Origin of the sequence: Actinomadura sp. 3N508, from assembly GCF_044326375.1 — a bacterium.
In the GTDB taxonomy this organism is placed as follows: Bacteria; Actinomycetota; Actinomycetes; order Streptosporangiales; family Streptosporangiaceae; genus Spirillospora.
On sequence record NZ_JBIRAX010000020.1, the window covers coordinates 1 to 16,195 of the forward strand.

Sequence of the window (16,195 nt, forward strand, 5' to 3'; positions counted from 1 at the left end):
CTTGCGTAGCCCGCCGGCCTTGCGTAGCCCGCCGGCCTTGCGTAGCCCGCCGGCCTTGCGTAGCCCGCCGGCCTTGCGTAGCCCGCCGGCCTTGCGTAGCCCGCCGGCCTTGCGTAGCCCGCCGGCCTTGCGCAGCCCGCTTGTCTTCTGAGGCCCGATAGGCCTGCGCGCCCCGCCTGACCTGCGTGCCCCGACCAGCATGCGCAGCGCAACCGGAATGCGGAACCCGCTCGCTTTCCAAAGCCCGTTCGGCCTGCGTGCCCCGACCGGCTTGCATGGCCCGTCAGACCTCCGTAGCGCGACCGGGCAGTGGAGGCCCGGCGGCCTGCGGAGCCCGTCCAGCCAATGGAGTCTGAGCGGACTGCGCGACCCCGCCCTGCCAGTGCAGCTCGTTCGACCGGGAGAGGCCGATCGGTCTGCGACACCCCCGTGGGCTGTGGAGCCCGTTCGGTGTGTGGAGATCCATTGGCCTGCGAAGTTGGTCCGACCGGCGTTGTCCTTCCGGCCCGTGGGGTCGTTCGGGCGGAGGGAGAAATACCGGTGCACCCGTGGGGAGTGCACCGGTATCTCATCGCGTCTCAGACATCGCTGAAGGACTTGCGTTCCGGCCTGCCGTTCGTGCTGGCGGCGAGGCGGGAGGTCTTCGCGATGGGCGGTCGTGCCGGGGTCGGGTCCGCGGCGTAGTCGGTATCGGGCACCGGGGCGGTCGGCCGTTCATCGTGCGCGGGCGGGCGCGGGTCCTCGTGGGGACGGTCTCGCAGCCGCTGCGCCGCCTGCCGGAGGGCGCGCTCGCCGACCAGCCGGGTCAGCTCCAGGCCCCAGCAGTCGAGCTTGTCTGCGTCGGTGAGGTCGTCGCGGTGGCTGAGGTCGGCGGCGAGGCCGCCGAGCCGCTGGGCCTCGGACAGGTCGAACTCGCGCATCAGGTGGCAGCACAGCTCGGTGAGGGCGGCGTGGTCGCGTTCGAACGAGAGGCCCGCCAGGTCGTTGTGGGACAGCCTGCTGAGCGCCCGCTTGCGTTCCAGCTCGCCGTCCGCGATCCGGAGGATGCCGTTGAGGAGCGCGATGGGTCCGGTGCCCGCGGTCCGGCCCTGGGCGGGGGCGAACGACATGCGCAGCACGGCCGCGGAGCCGATCCCGGCGGCGATCACCTGGACGACCAGCAGGCTCGCCGGGGGCATCGTCGCGGGCAGCCCGAACGTCAGGCCGGACGCGGTCACCGCGGTCAGCGCGACGATCGACGCGCTGGCGTTGACGAAGACGAACAGCAGCCCGCCCGGCGACAGGCACGCGGTGATCGGCCTGTCGCGGTACCGCGCGATCAGTTCGGCGAGGCCGATCGCGCCGCCGATCAGTGCGGCGAGGAACATCTCGAGGGTCATGACCTTCCTCTACGCGCTGCGGGCGGCGGGCCGGGCACCCCGGCGCTCGAACGGGAACTCCTCGGACCTGCCGCGCCGCGCCGGCACCGCCGCGGGACGCTGCCGCGCCGCGAGCTCGCCGCGTTCGACCTCCAGGAAGGCGAGCAGCCACTCCACGGGGCCTGACGCCAGTCCGGTGCGGGTGCGCAGCGCCCGCTCGCGCGCGCCGAGAAAGGCCAGCAGCCATCCGGTGGGTCCGGACGCCCTGGCCGCCTGAATTCGTGAATGCATGGGGGAGACCATTCCGCAGCCACGTCCGGAAGTCGACGTCCGCCGGGTCAAATTTTCGCGACCTGCCCCGTTCGCCGCGTCCATTTCTGATGAGCCTGCCGTTACGCCGGAAACGTCGGACGGTGTGGGTTGATCTTCTTTCCATTGCCCGCACGGTCGATGGTGTTTCAACGGACGCGGGAATTCCTTGACGAAGAATTCCGGTTCGGGTGGGCGGCGGAGATCACCGTCCACGGGCCGCTGAACGTCCAGGAGACCATTCGGGTCCGGCGCCCCCCGGGCCGGGAACGCCCGCGCGCGGCGGCTCGCGGCTCGCGGGGCGGGCGGCAGGGTCCCGGATCTGCCCGCTTGAGGAGACGCTCGGGGAATGTCAGGCGGTGGGGCAGGTGCCCCGAATTCGGGTCTGGGTTCGAGTTCGGGGGTTGTACGTCGTGCGGCGGTCGGTCGGGCTTTGAGCGCGCGCGTCCAGGCGATGAGGGTGTTGTCATTCGCGGCCGTGCGGATTTGCGGCCGGTTGAATTGTGACGGCCGGACGTTCGAGAGCGAGGGGGGTGACGCTACGGGCGGGGATTTGTGCGGCGCCCCGATCGGGCAAACGGACGGAGGGGCCACTCCCCCGAAGTGACCCCTCTCCCCCCGTTCCGCTGAGCTGGCCCGGGCGCTTACACAGGACCGGCCGCTCCCCCCGAAGCGGCTCGCACCGGCCGTTCAGCGGATGCGTCGAACGTAGCGAGCCGTGGGCTGTGCCATGGCCGCTTCGGCCTCCTCTGTCGGTGAGCGGGCGGCTGCGTGCGACGAGCGGAACACGCTCCGCGTCCGGGCAGTGGCGCTGCGCGACAGGCGATGCCCGACATGTGGCGGTCACCCTGGGTAGCCTGTTTCGCGCGGCGTGCGAAGTACGTCCGGACGTGAGGAGCGCAGGCGATGGCGGGACAGGTGCGGCCGATCACGCTGGTGGGGACACCGGTCCTGCACCAGCCGTGCAAGACCGTAGAGGGCTTCGACGGGGCCCTGAAAGACCTCGTGGACGACATGCTCGCGAGCATGTACGAGGCGGACGGGGTCGGTCTGGCCGCGAACCAGATCGGCGTGGATCTGCGCGTCTTCGTCTACGACTGTCCAGACGACGACGGCGAGCGGCATAGGGGAGCGGTCGTGAATCCCGTCCTGGAGCTGCCGGCGCTGGAGAACCGGCGTCTGGACGATGGTGACGAGGGCTGCCTTTCCGTGCCGGGTCCGCATGCGCGTCTGGCCCGTCCAGACCATGCGACCGTCCACGGCTATGACGTCACGGGCGCGGCTATCACGGTCGAAGGGACGGGCCTGCTCGCACGCTGCCTCCAGCACGAAACCGACCATCTCGAAGGCCGCCTCTACATCGACCGGCTTTCAGCACGCGCGCGGAAGAAGGTCCTCAAGGAGTACGAGTCCCTCCGCGCCGAGGCCGCAGCCGCGGCTGAGAACGCGGCCGAGACCGACTCGCTTCCCGGCTAGCTTCAGAGCACCCTCTAGGCGTCCCAGACGGGCAGGTGGACGGCCGACGGACGGGCCGCGTCGCGGAAGACCTCGACGTGGACGCGCCGGGACGCGACGGCCTGTGCGGCGGGTTCGCCGGTGCCGTGGTTGCGCGCGAAGCGGGGGAAAGCGCCGCCGGCCAGCATCACGCGGAGGCGGTGACCGCGCAGGAAGCGGTACGCGGTCGGATGCATCTCGATCTCGGCTCGCACGACACCGGGCGTCCTGATGCGCAGGATGCCGTCGGTGACGTTGCGGGAGACGCCGTCGGGGCCGACGTCGCAGAGCCGGACGAACAGGTCGCCGTGGCCGGTGCTCATCTGGACGAAGACCGTCGCCGAAACCGGCCCGATCAGATCTAGATTCCTGGTCAAGGGCGCGGAGCTGAGGACGACCACATCGGAACGACGCTCGATGCGCGTATTGTCGCGCTGCCCGCCCCTCCCAGGCGAGAGGAGGGGCCCGCCGACCGTCGGGGTGGGGTCGAGAGGGTCGTAGGTGAAGGTGGCGGGTTCGACGTCGCCGAGAGCGCCGGGGTCGCCGATGTCGCTGGGGGCGTCCCAGCTGAGTGTTCGCCCGAGGAAGAGGGGCGTTGGGCGGGTTTCGGGCGGGGGCCACTGGTCGAAGTCCAGCCAGCGGCCAGCCTTTTGCAGGTGGAGCCTTACCGGCGCCTGGCGTAGTTGGGCTTTGTCGCCGTTCAAGTGGGCGTCGAGCCACGAGATCTGGTCGTGGAGTGTGGCTCGGAGGGCTTTCGCGTCGTGTCCCCATGGGCCGATGGTGATGCGGACCTGGCGTCCGGCCGCGTGAAGGGCCGCGAAGTCGCGGAGCTGGCGGCGGAGGAAGAGGTCCCACCAGCCCGTAACCATCGTGGTGGGCGTGGTGGTCTCGGGGACGGCGGCGCTGTGGTCGGTGGCCTTCCAGAAGTCGTCGCCGGCCTCCGCATGGGCCGTGACCTCGCGGAGGAACGGTTCGGCGCGTCCAATGGCCGCCTCGTCGGCCTCGCCCACCGGCAGATGGCGCATCGCCCGACGGACGCGCCGGTCGTGGAAGGTCAGCTTTGTCCCATCCCGAGTCCCCATCGACGACGACCACACGAGCGTGTTGTGCAGGGCAAGGGCCCCGCCCGGATAGAAGGAGCTCACGAATTCGGACGCGGTGATGCCGACACCCATCGCCGCCAAGGGCGGGTCTGCATAAGGCGCGACCGCCCACTCGGTGAATCCCAGATAGCTGGCCCCGACCATGGCGACCCTGCCGTCGCACCACGGTTGGGCACGAAGCCACTTGAGCGTCGCTAGGCCGTCGTCCTTCTCGTGGTGGAAAGCGCGGAACTCGCCACCCGATCCATGGACGCCGCGCACATTCTGCACAACGACCTGGAAGCCGCGCCGTGCGAGCAGTACGGCGAACAACCGGATGACGGCCTGCTGCTTCCCGTAGGGAGTCCGCATCAGCACAACCGGCAGCGCCGGACCCGGGACCGCCCCCGTGCCGCGCGGACGGTACACGTCGGCGGTGAGCACGACGCCGTCCGGCATGGGCGCCCGCAGGTCGCGGACGACGCCGAAGGGCACCGCGGGCGTCGCGGGTAGGCGGAGGAGGCGCTCCGCGATCCGCCCGATGAGCGTCGCCCCTCCGTCAGAGGGCGGCTGTCCGGACGCGGTCATCGGACGCTCCTTCACCGTGTTCTAGATTGCAAGAATGATCGCAGTGCTCGATGCCCCGTCCAACCTCGGGCTTCGCCCGCCGCGCGCGGAGCACGAGCCCGGGGTGCGCCGCCTCGCTCGCGCGCTGCGCGGGCACGGCATCCTCGGCCGCCTGGACGCCGAGGACGCCGGCCGGGTGGACCCGCCGCCCTACGTGTTCGGCCCGGACGAGGAGACGGGCTACCTGAACGGTCCGGGCATGTCCGACTATTCGGGACGGCTCGCGTCACGCGTCGGCGAACTGCTCGACACCGGACGTTTCCCCGTCGTGCTGGGCGGCGACTGCAGCATCCTGCTCGGTCCGATGCTCGCGCTGCGCCGCCGCGGCGTGTTCGGCCTGGCGTACCTGGACGGGCACGACGACTACTCGCCGCGCCGCGATCCGCTTGCCTGGGCGGGCCGGCTGACGGCGGGCGGGATGGCGCTCGGCCTGGTCACGGGGCACGGCCCCGACGCGCTCACCGATCTCGGCGGGCTGCGTCCCTACGTCGCCGAGGAGCATGTCGCGCACATCGGCGTCCAGCGGGAGCCCGAGGACCACGAGATCGCCGACCTCGCCGCGTTCGACAATTCGCGCATACGCCGCTATCCGATCGAGTACGTCCGCGAGCACGGCGCAGGCGCCGCCGCTGAAGGGGCGCGAGCGCACCTGGAGGCCGCGCCCATCGAGGGTTTCTGGATTCACTTGGACGCCGACATCCTCGATCAGAGCGTCATGCCGGCGGTCGATTCACCCAACCCGAATGGCCTGTCGTTCGAGGAACTCACGTCCGTCCTGACGACGCTGGTGACGAGCCCGCGCGCGCTTGGCTTCCACGTAGGGATCTACGACCCCGAGCTAGACCCGGACGGCATGGCAGGCGCCGCCCTGACGGACACGATCGTCACCGCGTTCTCCGCGCGCGACGACACGCGCGACGACACCTAACCACCCAGCAGCCGCTCGTACTCATAGAGAACACTGGCGAATTCGCCTGTCGGCACCTCGCACGCATGCCCGGGAAGCCACAGATGCTCCAGCCGGACGGTCTGGACGTCCACCCGCAGATGACAGGCGTTCCCCGTGTGCTCCCAGCCAGGACGCGCACCACGGACGACTTCCAGATGGTGCCGATGACTCTGGACGTCGTGCAGCAGAAACGCCATCAGAACATGCCGCTGCCCATCCACCGACCGCGCGAACTCACTCGCACCTGACGCCGCCGCCTCCAGGTCGACACCGGAGTCACCCAGCTCTGGGAAGAACACCCGCACGTGTTGGACGACGCCACCGACCTCGATCGGCTCGCAGGGCAGACGCAGAACCGCCTCCGGGTCGACGTAGCCGTGCACCGGAACACCGGCGACGACCCCCGACCACGCTCCTGGCACGGCACTAACGAAAAGAGCCTGCGTGAGGGTCTGCCCCAGTTCGGCCATGAGCCGCTCCAGGTCGATGCCACGCGGCATGAACGTCTTGGTGCCGCCGCGTAGGCGCGTTTCTGTCTCGTCCCAGACGGCGAGGTCGGCCCAGCACGCACCGGACCCGGTCTCCAGCACGCCATGCGGGACGCAGGCGTCCGGGTGCGGGGTGAGCCCGGCCACGTCCTCCAGCACGGCGCGCGGCGTCTGGACCAGGCCCCACCCCTGCGTGCGGCGCGACACGGACCCGAGGGCCAGCGACATCGCCATCGCCGCCCCGGACGACGACGGCGGCTCGCTCAGCGCGCGTTCGAGGCTCCGGCGGCTGTGCAGCGCACCGACCTCCTGGAGGTACTCGTCGAGGCATTTGCGCAGCACGGCCGGGTCAAGGTCGCAGGACGCCCACCCGGCGACGTCCCGCACGTGGACGAACGTCCCGTCGAAGTCGAGCCGGTGGTAGCGATACAGCTCCTGCCAAGGCGCATTCGGACCGCCGGCGTGGTCGGGGCGGCCGGAATCGCTCAGCCGTCCCCGGGCGCGGGTGATCGCCGACACGTCCTCGCCCAGGTCGTTGATGAGGAAGTCGCGCAGCGGGGCGTGCAGCGGATCGGTCTCCACGGAGACCCGCACGCCGTCGCTGCGGAACCGCACCGGTAGCGATATCGCCATTCGGGTGATTATGCCGATAAGCGAAGATCATCACTTGTGTGGCGGAATGTTGGGCCCGATCAGGCCGTGCGCCCCCCTACAGCGGCTCGTCGGCCAGGTAGGGCGGGGCGGGCTCGTACTGGATGTAGCGACGAACCGTCCTCGCATGGTCGCGCCCATGGATGCGTCCGATGAGCCAGAGGGCCATGTCGATGCCCGCCGAGACCCCCTGGCTGGTGACGAGATTGCCGTCCACGACGTAGCGAGCGTCGCGCACAACAGTCACATCACCACGCGCCTCCAAGGCGTCCTCCCACGACCAGTGGGTCGCGACCCGACGCCCCTTGGCCGGACCAGCCGCATGCAACAACACGGCCCCCGTGCACACGGAGGTCACCCAATCGACCTGTTCGGCGACCTTCGCTATCCAGCCCGTGACGGCCGGGTTCTCCACCTGAGTTTCCCGTGCCCCACGCCCACCCGGCACTAGGAGAACGTCCAGCTTCGGGTGGTCGTCCAGGACGCAGTCAGGCACGACCCTCATCCCCTTGTTGCAGCGCACAGGCTCGGACCCCTCAGCGATGAGCACCGCCTTGTCGTCCAGCCCACGCACCATGGCGGACGCAGTGAACACCTCCCACGGCCCCACGAAGTCCAGTTCCTCTGCATCCTCAAAGACCAGCAGCCCATAAGTGGTCATGACCGAACTCCCTTCAAAACCCCGGTTCCTCGGAACCGCTCCCTGTAGTCGGACGGCGCGACGCCCACATGCCGATGGAACGCCCTGCGCAGCGTCTCGCCCGTCCCGAACCCGAGCCGCCGCGCCACCGTCTCGACCGGCTCGTCCCCTTCCGCCAGCGCCCGCCGCGCCGCCTCGACCCGCACCCGCTCGACGTACGCGGCCGGCGGCACGCCCAGCTCCGCGGTGAACCTGCGCTGCAGATGCCGCTCGCTGAGCCCGGACCGTCCCGCCAGGTCGGCGATCGTGTGCCGGGCCCCCGGATCGGCCTGGACGGACGACACCGCCGCACGAATCGGATCCGACGCGGGCTGCGCCGACCACAGCGGGACGCTGAACTGCGACTGGCTCCCCGGCCGCCGCAGGAACATCACCAGCTCCCGCGCCACCTCGTGCGCGAGCTCCCGCCCGTGATCGTCCTCGACGAGCGCCAGCGCCAGGTCCATCCCGGCCGTGACCCCGGCGGACGTCCACACGCGCCCGTCCCGGACGAAGATCGGATCGCAGTCGACGTCGAGGCGCGGATACTCCCTCCGCAACTGCTCCTCGCGCCCCCAGTGCGTCGTGACGCGGCGCCCGTCCAGCACCCCCGCCTCGGCGAGCAGCAACGCCCCGCTGCACACGGACGCGACCCGCCGCGCCCCAGCCGCCGCCTCCGCGACCCACCCGACCAGCGCCGCATCCTCCCGCGCCCGGTCGGCCCCCGTCCCACCGGCCACCACGAGCGTGTCGACACCACCCGGCTCAAGATCCCCAACACCGGCCCCGGCATGGACGGGCAGCCCACCAGAAGACGCGACCGCCCCCGCCTCGGGCCCCACGACCAGGCACTCGTACCGCCCGGTGATCCGGAAGACCTCATGCGGCCCGGCCAGGTCGAGCACCTGGAACCCGTCGTAGATCACGAACACAACGCGCATGCCCCCACGCTGTCGCGCCCACCCCCATGGCGTCAACGACACCCACCCCACACATCACGCCACCCGCCAGAATGAGGCCCCCGTCACAGAATTACCGGGTTGACACATTTAGGACGGATATGGCTAACTCTTAGGCATGGAGCTGTGATTCTTCCTCCGGTTGAGCCGCCCGCCTGATGAGCGGGCCCGCTCCCGCCCATCCATCGGCGCCACCACCGCACTCAAACACTGCGACCAGTCGCGCCGCCATTCCGCAAGACCCCCTTTATCGGCCCGGCGTTCTGCGCTGCCTTATGGCCGAATTCAAACGTGCCCGGAGGTGTCCTTTCCATGCGTGCCACCGCCAACCCCGAATCGAACCCGTTCGCCAAGTCCAAGAAGAAGGGCAAGCGACGGAACCCCGACATCAGGTCGGCGAATTTCGCGAACAACCGCCGCAACGCCCGGCAGATGCCCACCCGGCAGCTCAACCGGGGCCGCTGAGCGGCTCCCGGCCCCGGTCCTCGGCGACCGGGGCCGGGAACTCCGCCCACGTGACCCCGCGCCCCTCGTCCAGCCGGAACCCCCAGCCGGACGCGAGCGCCTCCACGATCCGCATCCCCCGCCCGGTCTCCGCCCCCACCTCGGCCTTGACGTGCGGTGCCCCGCCCGCGTCCCCGTCATCGACGACCTCCAGCCGGTAGACCCCGCCCCCCGCCGCCAGCACGATCGACACCCGACCCCCCTCCCGCCCCGACGCCGTGTGCCTGACCGCGTTGGCGACCGCCTCGCTCACCACCGTGATCATGTCGTCCACCCCGGGAAAGTCGGGCACCGTCTCCCGGACGAAGCTCCGCGCGAACCCCACCGACCGCCCCACCCCCGGCAGGGTGATCTCGCCGATCACCACCCGGTCCCGCGCGTCCCCCACAGCACCGCCTCCCCGACACCGGGCATGGTCGGCTCCAAGGCCCGCTTCGCCTAGGCCGGCAGCTCGCAACGCGTCCACGACGACTCCCTTCGCCTCCGGAAAGTCGCCCCCGTCACCCTCGCTGTACGCGCAGGAACCCGTCTCCCGTTCACGTCCGGCACGAACGTTTTCCCTGGCCGCGCCCGCCGTCCCCCAAGCAGGATGGCATGATCACGCTAGGAGGACGCCTCATGAACCTGCCCGACGACCTCAACCAGTTGGCACGTGCCATCATCGACAAGAACCACTACATGACCCTAGGCACGACCGAACCGGACAACCGCCCGCGCCTTTCCCCGGTCTATTTCACCCACACCGCCTACCGCACCTTCTATTGGGTCTCATCCCCCTCCGCCCAGCATTCCCGCAACATCGAAGCCAGCCCATCCGTCGCCATGGCCATCTACGACTCAACCGCAGAAATCGGCGCCGGCCGCTGCGCCTACATAGAAGCGACCGCCTCCATCGTCCCGGACGAAGAACTACCGCAACGCTGCGCCGAAGCCTTCACCCGCGTAGCCCCAGGCGCCAAAGCATTCCGCCCCGAAGAACTGACCGGTGACTCCCGCCTACGCCTCTACGTGGCCCACGCGACGAAACACGAAGTACACGTCCCGGGCCGCGACCCGTCGAACGAATCCGGCATAGACACCCGCCGCCAAGTCAACCCGTAACCCACCGAGCGAAAGCCGAACGCATCGAGGCTGGACGCGGCCACACGCTCACGTTCGCAGGCGTCGCTTGAAGACCGCTGGTGGGTAGCCTGCCGAGGTGGCCGTGACCCGGGACGAGCAGCAGCTGATCGCGGACGGTTTCGAGCCGGTGTACGTCGAGCTGGAGTGGTACGACGGGCCGCAGAAAGGGCTCGCGGTCATCAGTGGTGCCCCGCACTACTTCGAGGCTCGCGACCATCACCTCGCCGACGATGCCGACGAGTACGTCGTGTGGCCCGCGAGCGAGGCGGCGGTGGCGATGGAGCGCGAGCAGTGGGCGATCTTCGCCAGGTGGAACGAGCGGTATGAAGCCGGGCTGGTCGAGCCGGACAGCCATCCGGGGAACGGTGGGATCGACGCCCGCTACGACGAACTGGCTTCGCTCCTCGCGCCCTACCGTCGAGTGCCGGACGGCGCTCGACGACTGAGGGGTGAGGTGCGGTTCGATGCAGGTACCCGCTACCGCGTCGACGGCGTCGACTACTGGTTCCGGTGGCGCACGCACAGGTGAGGCAGCCGTCAATCAAGAGGTGTTGCGGAACGCCGACCGGACCGCCCCCGCCCCCGCATACCGCGACGTCCGGGTACCCGGAGGAGCTTTCACCTGATGGGTTGCTTGCTTTCTGACGGTGTGGGCGATCGGCCCCCTCTACGGTGATCACGTAGCTGATCCCGGAGTGTCGCGGTTTGGTGTTGGGCGGAGATGAACGTGTGATGCGGCGTGGGCGGAGCCTGGTGTTCCTGGCCGGGGGCGCGGCGCTGGTCCTTGTCGGCCTGGTCGGCGATGAGTACGGCTGGGGGTATGGCCTGGCCCCGGAATCGGGAGCGGTGGCCCTTGTGTTCATCGCCGCCTGCCACGCACTGACCGTTCGCCTGGAGGACGGGCTCGGGCGGTGGGCGGCCGCTGTCCGTCCGGGCGCGCTGGGTTGTGCCGCGGTGGCCACCGGAGTGCTGCTGTGGGTGGAGTACGGCTGGTGGTTCGCCATGGAATCGCATGTCAGGGCGACGGAGGACGTCCAGCTCTACGAGGAGGACATCGCGCAGGCCGCGACCATGGTGTTCCTGGTCTCCTACTTCACGGCCACCGCGCTGATCCCGGGGCTGTCGGCGGCGATCGGCGGGGGACAGCGGGCCGTAGTGACCGGGCTGGGTGCCGTCATCGCAGCCGCCCTGCTGCTGAAGGTCGTGGTGGCCTGGATGACCGCCATTCCGGTGCTGGGCGAGCACCAAGATCACCACCATGAGGCGTTCTTCGATGCCGTACTGCGGTCCCTTGGCTTGCAGGTCCCGCGGATGGCCGACCTGCTGCTGACGTTGGTGATCGCGGCCTTGGCGGTGGGCGTGCTGCTACAAGCGCGACGCTCGAACGAAACGGCACCGGACGGGCCGAACTCGCGGATAATGGCGGTGGATCTGCTGGTGGTGGGCGCCTGGGTGCTGGCGCCACTGTCCCTGAACGAGGTCGACTTCGACCCCGGAGCCGGGGCCGCGGGCGCCGTGGCCGTCCTCGCCGCAGCACTGGCCGCACTAGGGCGTGTCTCGAAGTAGGCGGAGCCCTTCGTTGATGGCCATCAACAACCCGCCAGGCGTGCCGGTCCGCCTCGCCAGCGGACCCCATGGATGAGCTGCCCTTTGATCCGCTCCTACGGGTCGCCCACTGCTTGTCGGTCAGGTCGAATCGCCTCGTCATCAGTGGTGCGGCCGGGAGGCATCCGGAGTCAGGGGCTTCTCGGTCATGACCCCGGCACTGCGGCCTGAGTCCCTCAGCGCTGCACATGTCGCTCAGCCACTTGAGACACCACCTCGTCAAGCACATCCGCTGGGCCTTGGCCCTGGTCGACGCCGCGTCATCCGCTCGCCGGCTTCGCGCGAACTACTGCCGTCGGTGGCGTTGCCGCCGCTCGCCCCGCACGCGTCCAGCGGAAGGAAATCCCATGAGCCGAAGAACTGTCCTCGCACCCACGACCCTCTTGGCGGCGGTGGTCCTGGCGCTCGTCGCGATGCTCGGGGCCTATGCTCCCCGGTCGGACGCGTCGGGGCCGACCGCGCGCATCGCGCAGACCACCACGGCGCAAGAAGCGACGAACCAAGCTGCGGCCGCCCCCAACTTCGACATCGAGTTCCTGAGGTGTTCGGCGAATCGCACGCAGGGCGGTGCGTGAAGATGTATCGGCCGGAGGTCGTCCCGGTCCGGACGCCGCTGCTGCGGGTCTACGGCGCCGGCCGGGCCGCGGCCACGTTCACCGTCGTGGCCGTGCCTGGTGGCGGGTGGGCGTTCCATGAGGCTCACCGTGGGCGGGGCGGGTTCCTGTGCCAGTGCGGCGGCGACATCGAGGTTGCCGCGCGGGTCATCGACCGGTTCCTGCGGGAGCGGTCGCTGTGAACGAGCGCGTCACGCTGCTGCTTCTCCTTCACCTGTTCCCAGAGTGGACGATCATGCGGGACGGCGCGGGCATCTGGCGGGGCATCGGCCGCATTCTGATCTGGGCGTCCGACCTGGACGGGCTGCTGGAGTCGCTTGCCGCCGCCGATCCCGATGCCACGCGCCGCGCCGTCTCGCTGTTGGCGGAGAGCAGGTGACTCAGGACGGGGTCAGGTGTTTCTCGGTGGGTTGTGGGGTGGGTGGAGTGGTGCGGGTTTTCAGGTGTAGGTACGTCAAGGCCGCTGCCGTTAGTGCGGCGGGCCAGATCAGGTAGCGGCCTGTCATTAGGAGTAGGGCCGCTACCGCGAATAGTGCGGCGAATGCTGAGGTGCGGGCGAGGGTGCCGCGGGGGAGAAGGCGGATGGCGGCCGCTACTCCTATTGCGTAGACGGTGACGAAAGAGCCTGTGGTCAGAAGTACCAAGGGTTCTGGGCCCACGTCGATGGCGGCTACTACTGCCAGGGCCGCGAAGGACATCGCGGACGCTACGGCCAGGCTTCGTCTGGGGACCTGGCCTGCGACGCTGCCGCGTGCCAGCCAGGACGGCAGCGCACCGTCCCGGCCTAGGGCGGCGCCTAGGTTGGCCGCGCCCGCGTAGTAGGCGTTCATCGTCCCCATGGTCAGGAGGACGGCGGCTGCGGCGGCGGGCCAGCGGACGTTGCCGCCCAGGCCCTGGGCCATCAGGGCGCCGAGCGGGGCGTCCGACGTGGAGGCGGCGGAGCCCAGGACGGCGATGATCGCGAACGCCACCAGTAGGTAGAGGACGCCGACCACGCAGACAGCGGCGGCGGTGGCGCGGGGTAGGTCGCGGGACGGGTGCCGGAACTCGGCGGCCAGGTGCGTGATCGCCTCCCAGCCCGCGAAGCTCCACACGAGCAGGGCCGCCGCTGATCCGATGGCCGTCCAGCCGTGGGGGGCGAAGGGGGTCAGGTTGTCCCAGCGGGCGTCAGGGAGGGAGAGGGCGACCGAGACCAGGAGAAGGGACACCAGGAGGGCGGCCAGGACCAACTGGAACCTTCCGGATATGCGGAGGCCCGCCATGTTGGTGGCCGTCACTATTGCCAGTAGTGCGGCGGCCGTGATGAACGTTGTCGCCTTGCCGCCGCCGGTGGCGGCTGCTACGTAGGCACCGCCGAAGAGGGCGGCGGCGGGGCCGCCCGGCGGGATCGCGAAGTAGAAGCACCAGCCGACCATGGCGGCGGCGCGGTCGCCGAATGCCAGGCGCGCGTAGGTGGAGACGCCGCCGGAGTCGGGATGGCGGGCGCCCAGGGCCGCGAAGGTGGCCGCCAGCGGGGCTGAGATGACCACCAGGGCCAGCCAGGCGAGCAGGGAGGCCGGGCCCGCGGCTTCGGCCGCCAGGGCGGGGAGGGCGATCACGCCCGTGCCCAGGACGGCGCCCACGTACATCGCGGTGCCCTGGCCGAGGGTGAGGTGGCCCTTGGAGTTCGTCACGGGATTCAGCGTCGGCGGTGCCGGAACCGATCACTAGTGGCAGAAAGGTCGAGGTCCGTAGAATTCCTGCCATGAGCGGACATGTCATCGGCCTGGCGGTGACTCCCGGCGCGCCGGTGTTCGAGCTGGCCATCCCGTGTGAGGTCTTCGGTACCGACCGGAGCGACATCGTCGACCCTTGGTACGAGTTCTGGTTGTATGCCGGGGAGCCTGGGGCGTTGCCGTCCAGTTCGGGGGTGAGCCTGCATGCGTCCCGCCGGTATGAGGATCTGCTGGACGCGGACACCGTGATCGTGGGCGGGCTGGCCCGTTATGCGCAGCTTGCGCCGCCGCCCGAGCTGGTCGCGGTCCTGCGGGAGGCGGCCCGGCGTGGCAAGCGGATCGTGTCGCTGTGCACGGGGGCATACGTGCTTGCGGCGGCCGGTCTCCTGGACGGGCGCCGCGCCACCACGCACTGGATGAACGCGACTGATTTCGCGCACCGGTTTCCGCGGGTGCGGCTCGATCCCGCTCCGCTCTATATCGACGACGGCGACATCATCACTACGGCCGGGTCCGGTGCGGCCATCGACGTCTGTCTCCATCTCGTGCGCGGTGACCATGGGGCCGCCGTGGCCAACGAGATCGCGCGGCGGATGGTCGTGCCGCCGCATCGGGACGGCGGGCAGGCGCAGTACACCAAGCCCGTCGTCACCGCAGAGAAGAGCGACGACCTGGCGACGGTGCTGGAGTGGGCGCGGGAGCGGCTGCATCGGCCGATCACCGTTCCGGAGCTGGCCCGGGTCGCGCATCTGAGTGAGCGGACGTTCGCCCGCCGGTTCCGGGACACGCTCGGCATCACGCCGCTCCAGTGGCTGCTCCAGCAGCGGGTTCGGCTGGCCCAGGAACTGCTTGAGACGACCGACAGCCCGATCGAGGAGATCGCCCGGAGTGCGGGCTTCGGGAACAGCGTGAATCTCCGGTATCACTTCGGGCGGGTCGCCGGGGTTTCTCCGCAGTCCTACCGGCACGTGTTCCGGTTCCGGGCCGCCCGGCAGCCGGTTCAGCCCGCGGGGATGTCCAGGGTCTTCGGGCGGGCGTCGGGGTAGTCGGAGAGCCAGCTGAGCATGGTCGTGTTGCGCTCGACGACCGGCTTGTACAGCTCGTGGAACGTCCGGTGCAGGATGTCGATCTCGCTCGTCAGCATCGTGGCGGTGCGCCAGCGCAGCACGCGGTAGGCGTCCGTGGCGCGGCCGGCCAGCGCGACGACGGTGATCCCGTCGCTCGGGACCCAGGTCGGCGACGCGAGCGTGATGGCGAAACCGGCCGAGACGAAACCGACCATGCTGTTGAAGTCGACCCCGGCGTAGCGGAACCGAGGGGTGAAACCGGCGGCCTCGCAGGCGGCGCGGAGCATCGCGGTGCCGCCGTCGTCGCCGCCCTGCGGCGGGATCCATGTCTCCCCGGCCAGGTCCGTCAGGCTGACGCGGCCCCGCGACGCGAGGGGGTGCGCGGACGCCAGCGCTATCCCGCACGGCTCGATGGTGATGACGCGTTCGGTGACGCCGGGCGGGCACGGCGGGGCGTGGTGGTCGGCGACGCGTCCCATGAACACCACGTCGACCTGGTCGTTGGCGAGGAGCTGGGTCAGGACGGCGCCGGAGTAGTCGAGGCTGGTGCTGACGGTGCGGTGCGGCATCTCCGCTTCGAGCTTGCGGAGCCACTCGCCCAGCAGGACGTGCGGGTGCGTGCCGAGCCGGATGCCGGTGCGGGGGCCGCCGGCGGGGACGGTCGCGAGCAGGTCGTCCATGTCGGCGAGGACGCCGCGGGCGCGGGCCAGGACGTGCCGTCCGAGCGGGGTGGGCGTGATGCCCTGCGCGTCGCGGTCGAACAGCGGACCGCCGAAGGCCTTCTCTATGCGCCGCAGCTGGTTGCTGAGCGTCGGCTGGGAGACACCGAGGCTCGCCGCGGCGCGCGTGATGCTACCTGTCTCCGCTAGCTGGCAGAGCACCCTTAAATGCCGCAGTTCCACCTGCATAGCCGCGAAGCTATGCCTAAGTGGCAGGGCCCGCAAGCGTTCCGCAGATGTCACTCTCATTTTC

The 16,195-nt window shown here is 70.1% G+C and carries 19 protein-coding genes; 10 read left to right on the plus strand and 9 right to left on the minus strand.

The features are described from left to right. Positions 1-578: 578 nt before the first annotated feature. Together ACH34S_RS40565 and ACH34S_RS40570 are read right to left on the minus strand one after the other, a co-directional pair. Positions 579-1,379, minus strand: coding sequence for a hypothetical protein (locus ACH34S_RS40565; RefSeq protein WP_395958252.1), 801 nt, complete (start codon positions 1,377-1,379; stop codon positions 579-581). 9 nt (positions 1,380-1,388) lie between these two features. Then, entirely contained in the window at positions 1,389-1,649 is a 261-nt protein-coding gene (locus ACH34S_RS40570) for a hypothetical protein (RefSeq protein WP_395958253.1), read from the minus strand. Between the two features lie 924 nt (positions 1,650-2,573). Here ACH34S_RS40570 and def point away from each other — a divergent pair. After that, positions 2,574-3,143: a peptide deformylase gene (gene def, locus ACH34S_RS40575; protein ID WP_395958254.1), complete on the plus strand. Its 570-nt coding sequence runs from the start codon at positions 2,574-2,576 to the stop codon at positions 3,141-3,143. Positions 3,144-3,157: 14 nt separating this feature from the next. Here def and ACH34S_RS40580 read toward each other — a convergent pair whose 3' ends face one another. Next, complete coding sequence (locus ACH34S_RS40580; RefSeq protein WP_395958255.1) at positions 3,158-4,831, minus strand: CocE/NonD family hydrolase; 1,674 nt, start codon at positions 4,829-4,831, stop codon at positions 3,158-3,160. 34 nt (positions 4,832-4,865) lie between these two features. Between ACH34S_RS40580 and ACH34S_RS40585 the strand changes: the two genes are divergently transcribed. Continuing rightward, positions 4,866-5,798 carry an arginase family protein gene (locus ACH34S_RS40585; protein WP_395958256.1) on the plus strand — a complete coding sequence of 311 codons (933 nt, stop codon included), beginning with the start codon at positions 4,866-4,868 and terminating at the stop codon, positions 5,796-5,798. Here ACH34S_RS40585 and ACH34S_RS40590 read toward each other — a convergent pair. From ACH34S_RS40590 to ACH34S_RS40600, 3 genes are all read right to left on the minus strand, one after another. After that, on the minus strand, positions 5,795-6,940 hold the full coding sequence (locus tag ACH34S_RS40590) for a hypothetical protein (RefSeq protein WP_395958257.1): 1,146 nt from the start codon (positions 6,938-6,940) through the stop codon (positions 5,795-5,797). The genes ACH34S_RS40585 and ACH34S_RS40590 overlap by 4 nt on opposite strands. A 76-nt stretch (positions 6,941-7,016) precedes the next feature. Further along, positions 7,017-7,619, minus strand: a complete 603-nt coding sequence (locus ACH34S_RS40595; protein ID WP_395958258.1) for a DJ-1/PfpI family protein — start codon at positions 7,617-7,619, stop codon at positions 7,017-7,019. After that, the gene (locus tag ACH34S_RS40600; RefSeq protein ID WP_395958259.1) at positions 7,616-8,578 is read right to left on the minus strand and encodes a GlxA family transcriptional regulator; all 963 of its coding nucleotides are present in this window, start codon (positions 8,576-8,578) and stop codon (positions 7,616-7,618) included. Before ACH34S_RS40600 ends, ACH34S_RS40595 begins: the two co-directional genes overlap by 4 nt. 330 nt (positions 8,579-8,908) lie before the next feature. Between ACH34S_RS40600 and ACH34S_RS40605 the strand changes: the two genes are divergently transcribed. Beyond that, entirely contained in the window at positions 8,909-9,061 is a 153-nt protein-coding gene (locus tag ACH34S_RS40605; protein ID WP_395958260.1) for a hypothetical protein, read from the plus strand. Here ACH34S_RS40605 and ACH34S_RS40610 read toward each other — a convergent pair. Then, on the minus strand, positions 9,045-9,488 hold the full coding sequence (locus ACH34S_RS40610; RefSeq protein ID WP_395958261.1) for an ATP-binding protein: 444 nt from the start codon (positions 9,486-9,488) through the stop codon (positions 9,045-9,047). The two genes, ACH34S_RS40605 and ACH34S_RS40610, sit on opposite strands and share 17 nt — an antisense overlap. A 230-nt stretch (positions 9,489-9,718) precedes the next feature. Between ACH34S_RS40610 and ACH34S_RS40615 the strand changes: the two genes are divergently transcribed. The 6 genes from ACH34S_RS40615 to ACH34S_RS40640 all read left to right on the plus strand — a co-directional run bounded on the left by ACH34S_RS40615 (position 9,719) and on the right by ACH34S_RS40640 (position 12,820). Further along, positions 9,719-10,201, plus strand: a complete 483-nt coding sequence (locus ACH34S_RS40615; RefSeq protein WP_395958262.1) for a pyridoxamine 5'-phosphate oxidase family protein — start codon at positions 9,719-9,721, stop codon at positions 10,199-10,201. Between the two features lie 97 nt (positions 10,202-10,298). Next, the gene (locus ACH34S_RS40620; protein ID WP_395958263.1) at positions 10,299-10,751 is read left to right on the plus strand and encodes a hypothetical protein; all 453 of its coding nucleotides are present in this window, start codon (positions 10,299-10,301) and stop codon (positions 10,749-10,751) included. 203 nt (positions 10,752-10,954) lie between these two features. After that, positions 10,955-11,788 carry a hypothetical protein gene (locus ACH34S_RS40625; RefSeq protein WP_395958264.1) on the plus strand — a complete coding sequence of 278 codons (834 nt, stop codon included), beginning with the start codon at positions 10,955-10,957 and terminating at the stop codon, positions 11,786-11,788. Between the two features lie 386 nt (positions 11,789-12,174). Continuing rightward, positions 12,175-12,402, plus strand: coding sequence for a hypothetical protein (locus ACH34S_RS40630; protein WP_395958265.1), 228 nt, complete (start codon positions 12,175-12,177; stop codon positions 12,400-12,402). Further along, positions 12,399-12,623: a hypothetical protein gene (locus ACH34S_RS40635; RefSeq protein WP_395958266.1), complete on the plus strand. Its 225-nt coding sequence runs from the start codon at positions 12,399-12,401 to the stop codon at positions 12,621-12,623. Before ACH34S_RS40630 ends, ACH34S_RS40635 begins: the two co-directional genes overlap by 4 nt. Further along, positions 12,620-12,820 (plus strand): hypothetical protein, encoded by a 201-nt coding sequence (locus ACH34S_RS40640; RefSeq protein ID WP_395958267.1) that lies wholly within the window; start codon positions 12,620-12,622, stop codon positions 12,818-12,820. Before ACH34S_RS40635 ends, ACH34S_RS40640 begins: the two co-directional genes overlap by 4 nt. A 1-nt stretch (position 12,821) precedes the next feature. Here ACH34S_RS40640 and ACH34S_RS40645 read toward each other — a convergent pair whose 3' ends face one another. Further along, positions 12,822-14,114 carry an APC family permease gene (locus ACH34S_RS40645; protein WP_395958268.1) on the minus strand — a complete coding sequence of 431 codons (1,293 nt, stop codon included), beginning with the start codon at positions 14,112-14,114 and terminating at the stop codon, positions 12,822-12,824. Between the two features lie 71 nt (positions 14,115-14,185). Here ACH34S_RS40645 and ACH34S_RS40650 point away from each other — a divergent pair, with 71 nt between their 5' ends. Next, the gene (locus ACH34S_RS40650) at positions 14,186-15,202 is read left to right on the plus strand and encodes a GlxA family transcriptional regulator (protein WP_395958269.1); all 1,017 of its coding nucleotides are present in this window, start codon (positions 14,186-14,188) and stop codon (positions 15,200-15,202) included. Here the strand turns inward: ACH34S_RS40650 and ACH34S_RS40655 are convergent. After that, entirely contained in the window at positions 15,157-16,131 is a 975-nt protein-coding gene (locus tag ACH34S_RS40655; protein ID WP_395958270.1) for a LysR family transcriptional regulator, read from the minus strand. The genes ACH34S_RS40650 and ACH34S_RS40655 overlap by 46 nt on opposite strands. Between the last annotated feature and the right edge of the window lie 64 nt (positions 16,132-16,195).

Excerpts from the sequence above, each read along its gene's own strand:
- ACH34S_RS40565 (WP_395958252.1), bottom strand. The coding sequence starts at position 1,379 with ATGACCCTCGAGATGTTCCTCGCCGCACTGATCGGCGGCGCGATCGGC.
- ACH34S_RS40570 (WP_395958253.1), bottom strand. The coding sequence starts at position 1,649 with ATGCATTCACGAATTCAGGCGGCCAGGGCGTCCGGACCCACCGGATGG.
- def (WP_395958254.1), top strand. The coding sequence starts at position 2,574 with ATGGCGGGACAGGTGCGGCCGATCACGCTGGTGGGGACACCGGTCCTG.
- ACH34S_RS40580 (WP_395958255.1), bottom strand. The coding sequence starts at position 4,831 with ATGACCGCGTCCGGACAGCCGCCCTCTGACGGAGGGGCGACGCTCATC.
- ACH34S_RS40585 (WP_395958256.1), top strand. The coding sequence starts at position 4,866 with ATGATCGCAGTGCTCGATGCCCCGTCCAACCTCGGGCTTCGCCCGCCG.
- ACH34S_RS40590 (WP_395958257.1), bottom strand. The coding sequence starts at position 6,940 with ATGGCGATATCGCTACCGGTGCGGTTCCGCAGCGACGGCGTGCGGGTC.
- ACH34S_RS40595 (WP_395958258.1), bottom strand. The coding sequence starts at position 7,619 with ATGACCACTTATGGGCTGCTGGTCTTTGAGGATGCAGAGGAACTGGAC.
- ACH34S_RS40600 (WP_395958259.1), bottom strand. The coding sequence starts at position 8,578 with ATGCGCGTTGTGTTCGTGATCTACGACGGGTTCCAGGTGCTCGACCTG.
- ACH34S_RS40605 (WP_395958260.1), top strand. The coding sequence starts at position 8,909 with ATGCGTGCCACCGCCAACCCCGAATCGAACCCGTTCGCCAAGTCCAAG.
- ACH34S_RS40615 (WP_395958262.1), top strand. The coding sequence starts at position 9,719 with ATGAACCTGCCCGACGACCTCAACCAGTTGGCACGTGCCATCATCGAC.
- ACH34S_RS40625 (WP_395958264.1), top strand. The coding sequence starts at position 10,955 with ATGCGGCGTGGGCGGAGCCTGGTGTTCCTGGCCGGGGGCGCGGCGCTG.
- ACH34S_RS40630 (WP_395958265.1), top strand. The coding sequence starts at position 12,175 with ATGAGCCGAAGAACTGTCCTCGCACCCACGACCCTCTTGGCGGCGGTG.
- ACH34S_RS40650 (WP_395958269.1), top strand. The coding sequence starts at position 14,186 with ATGAGCGGACATGTCATCGGCCTGGCGGTGACTCCCGGCGCGCCGGTG.
- ACH34S_RS40655 (WP_395958270.1), bottom strand. The coding sequence starts at position 16,131 with ATGCAGGTGGAACTGCGGCATTTAAGGGTGCTCTGCCAGCTAGCGGAG.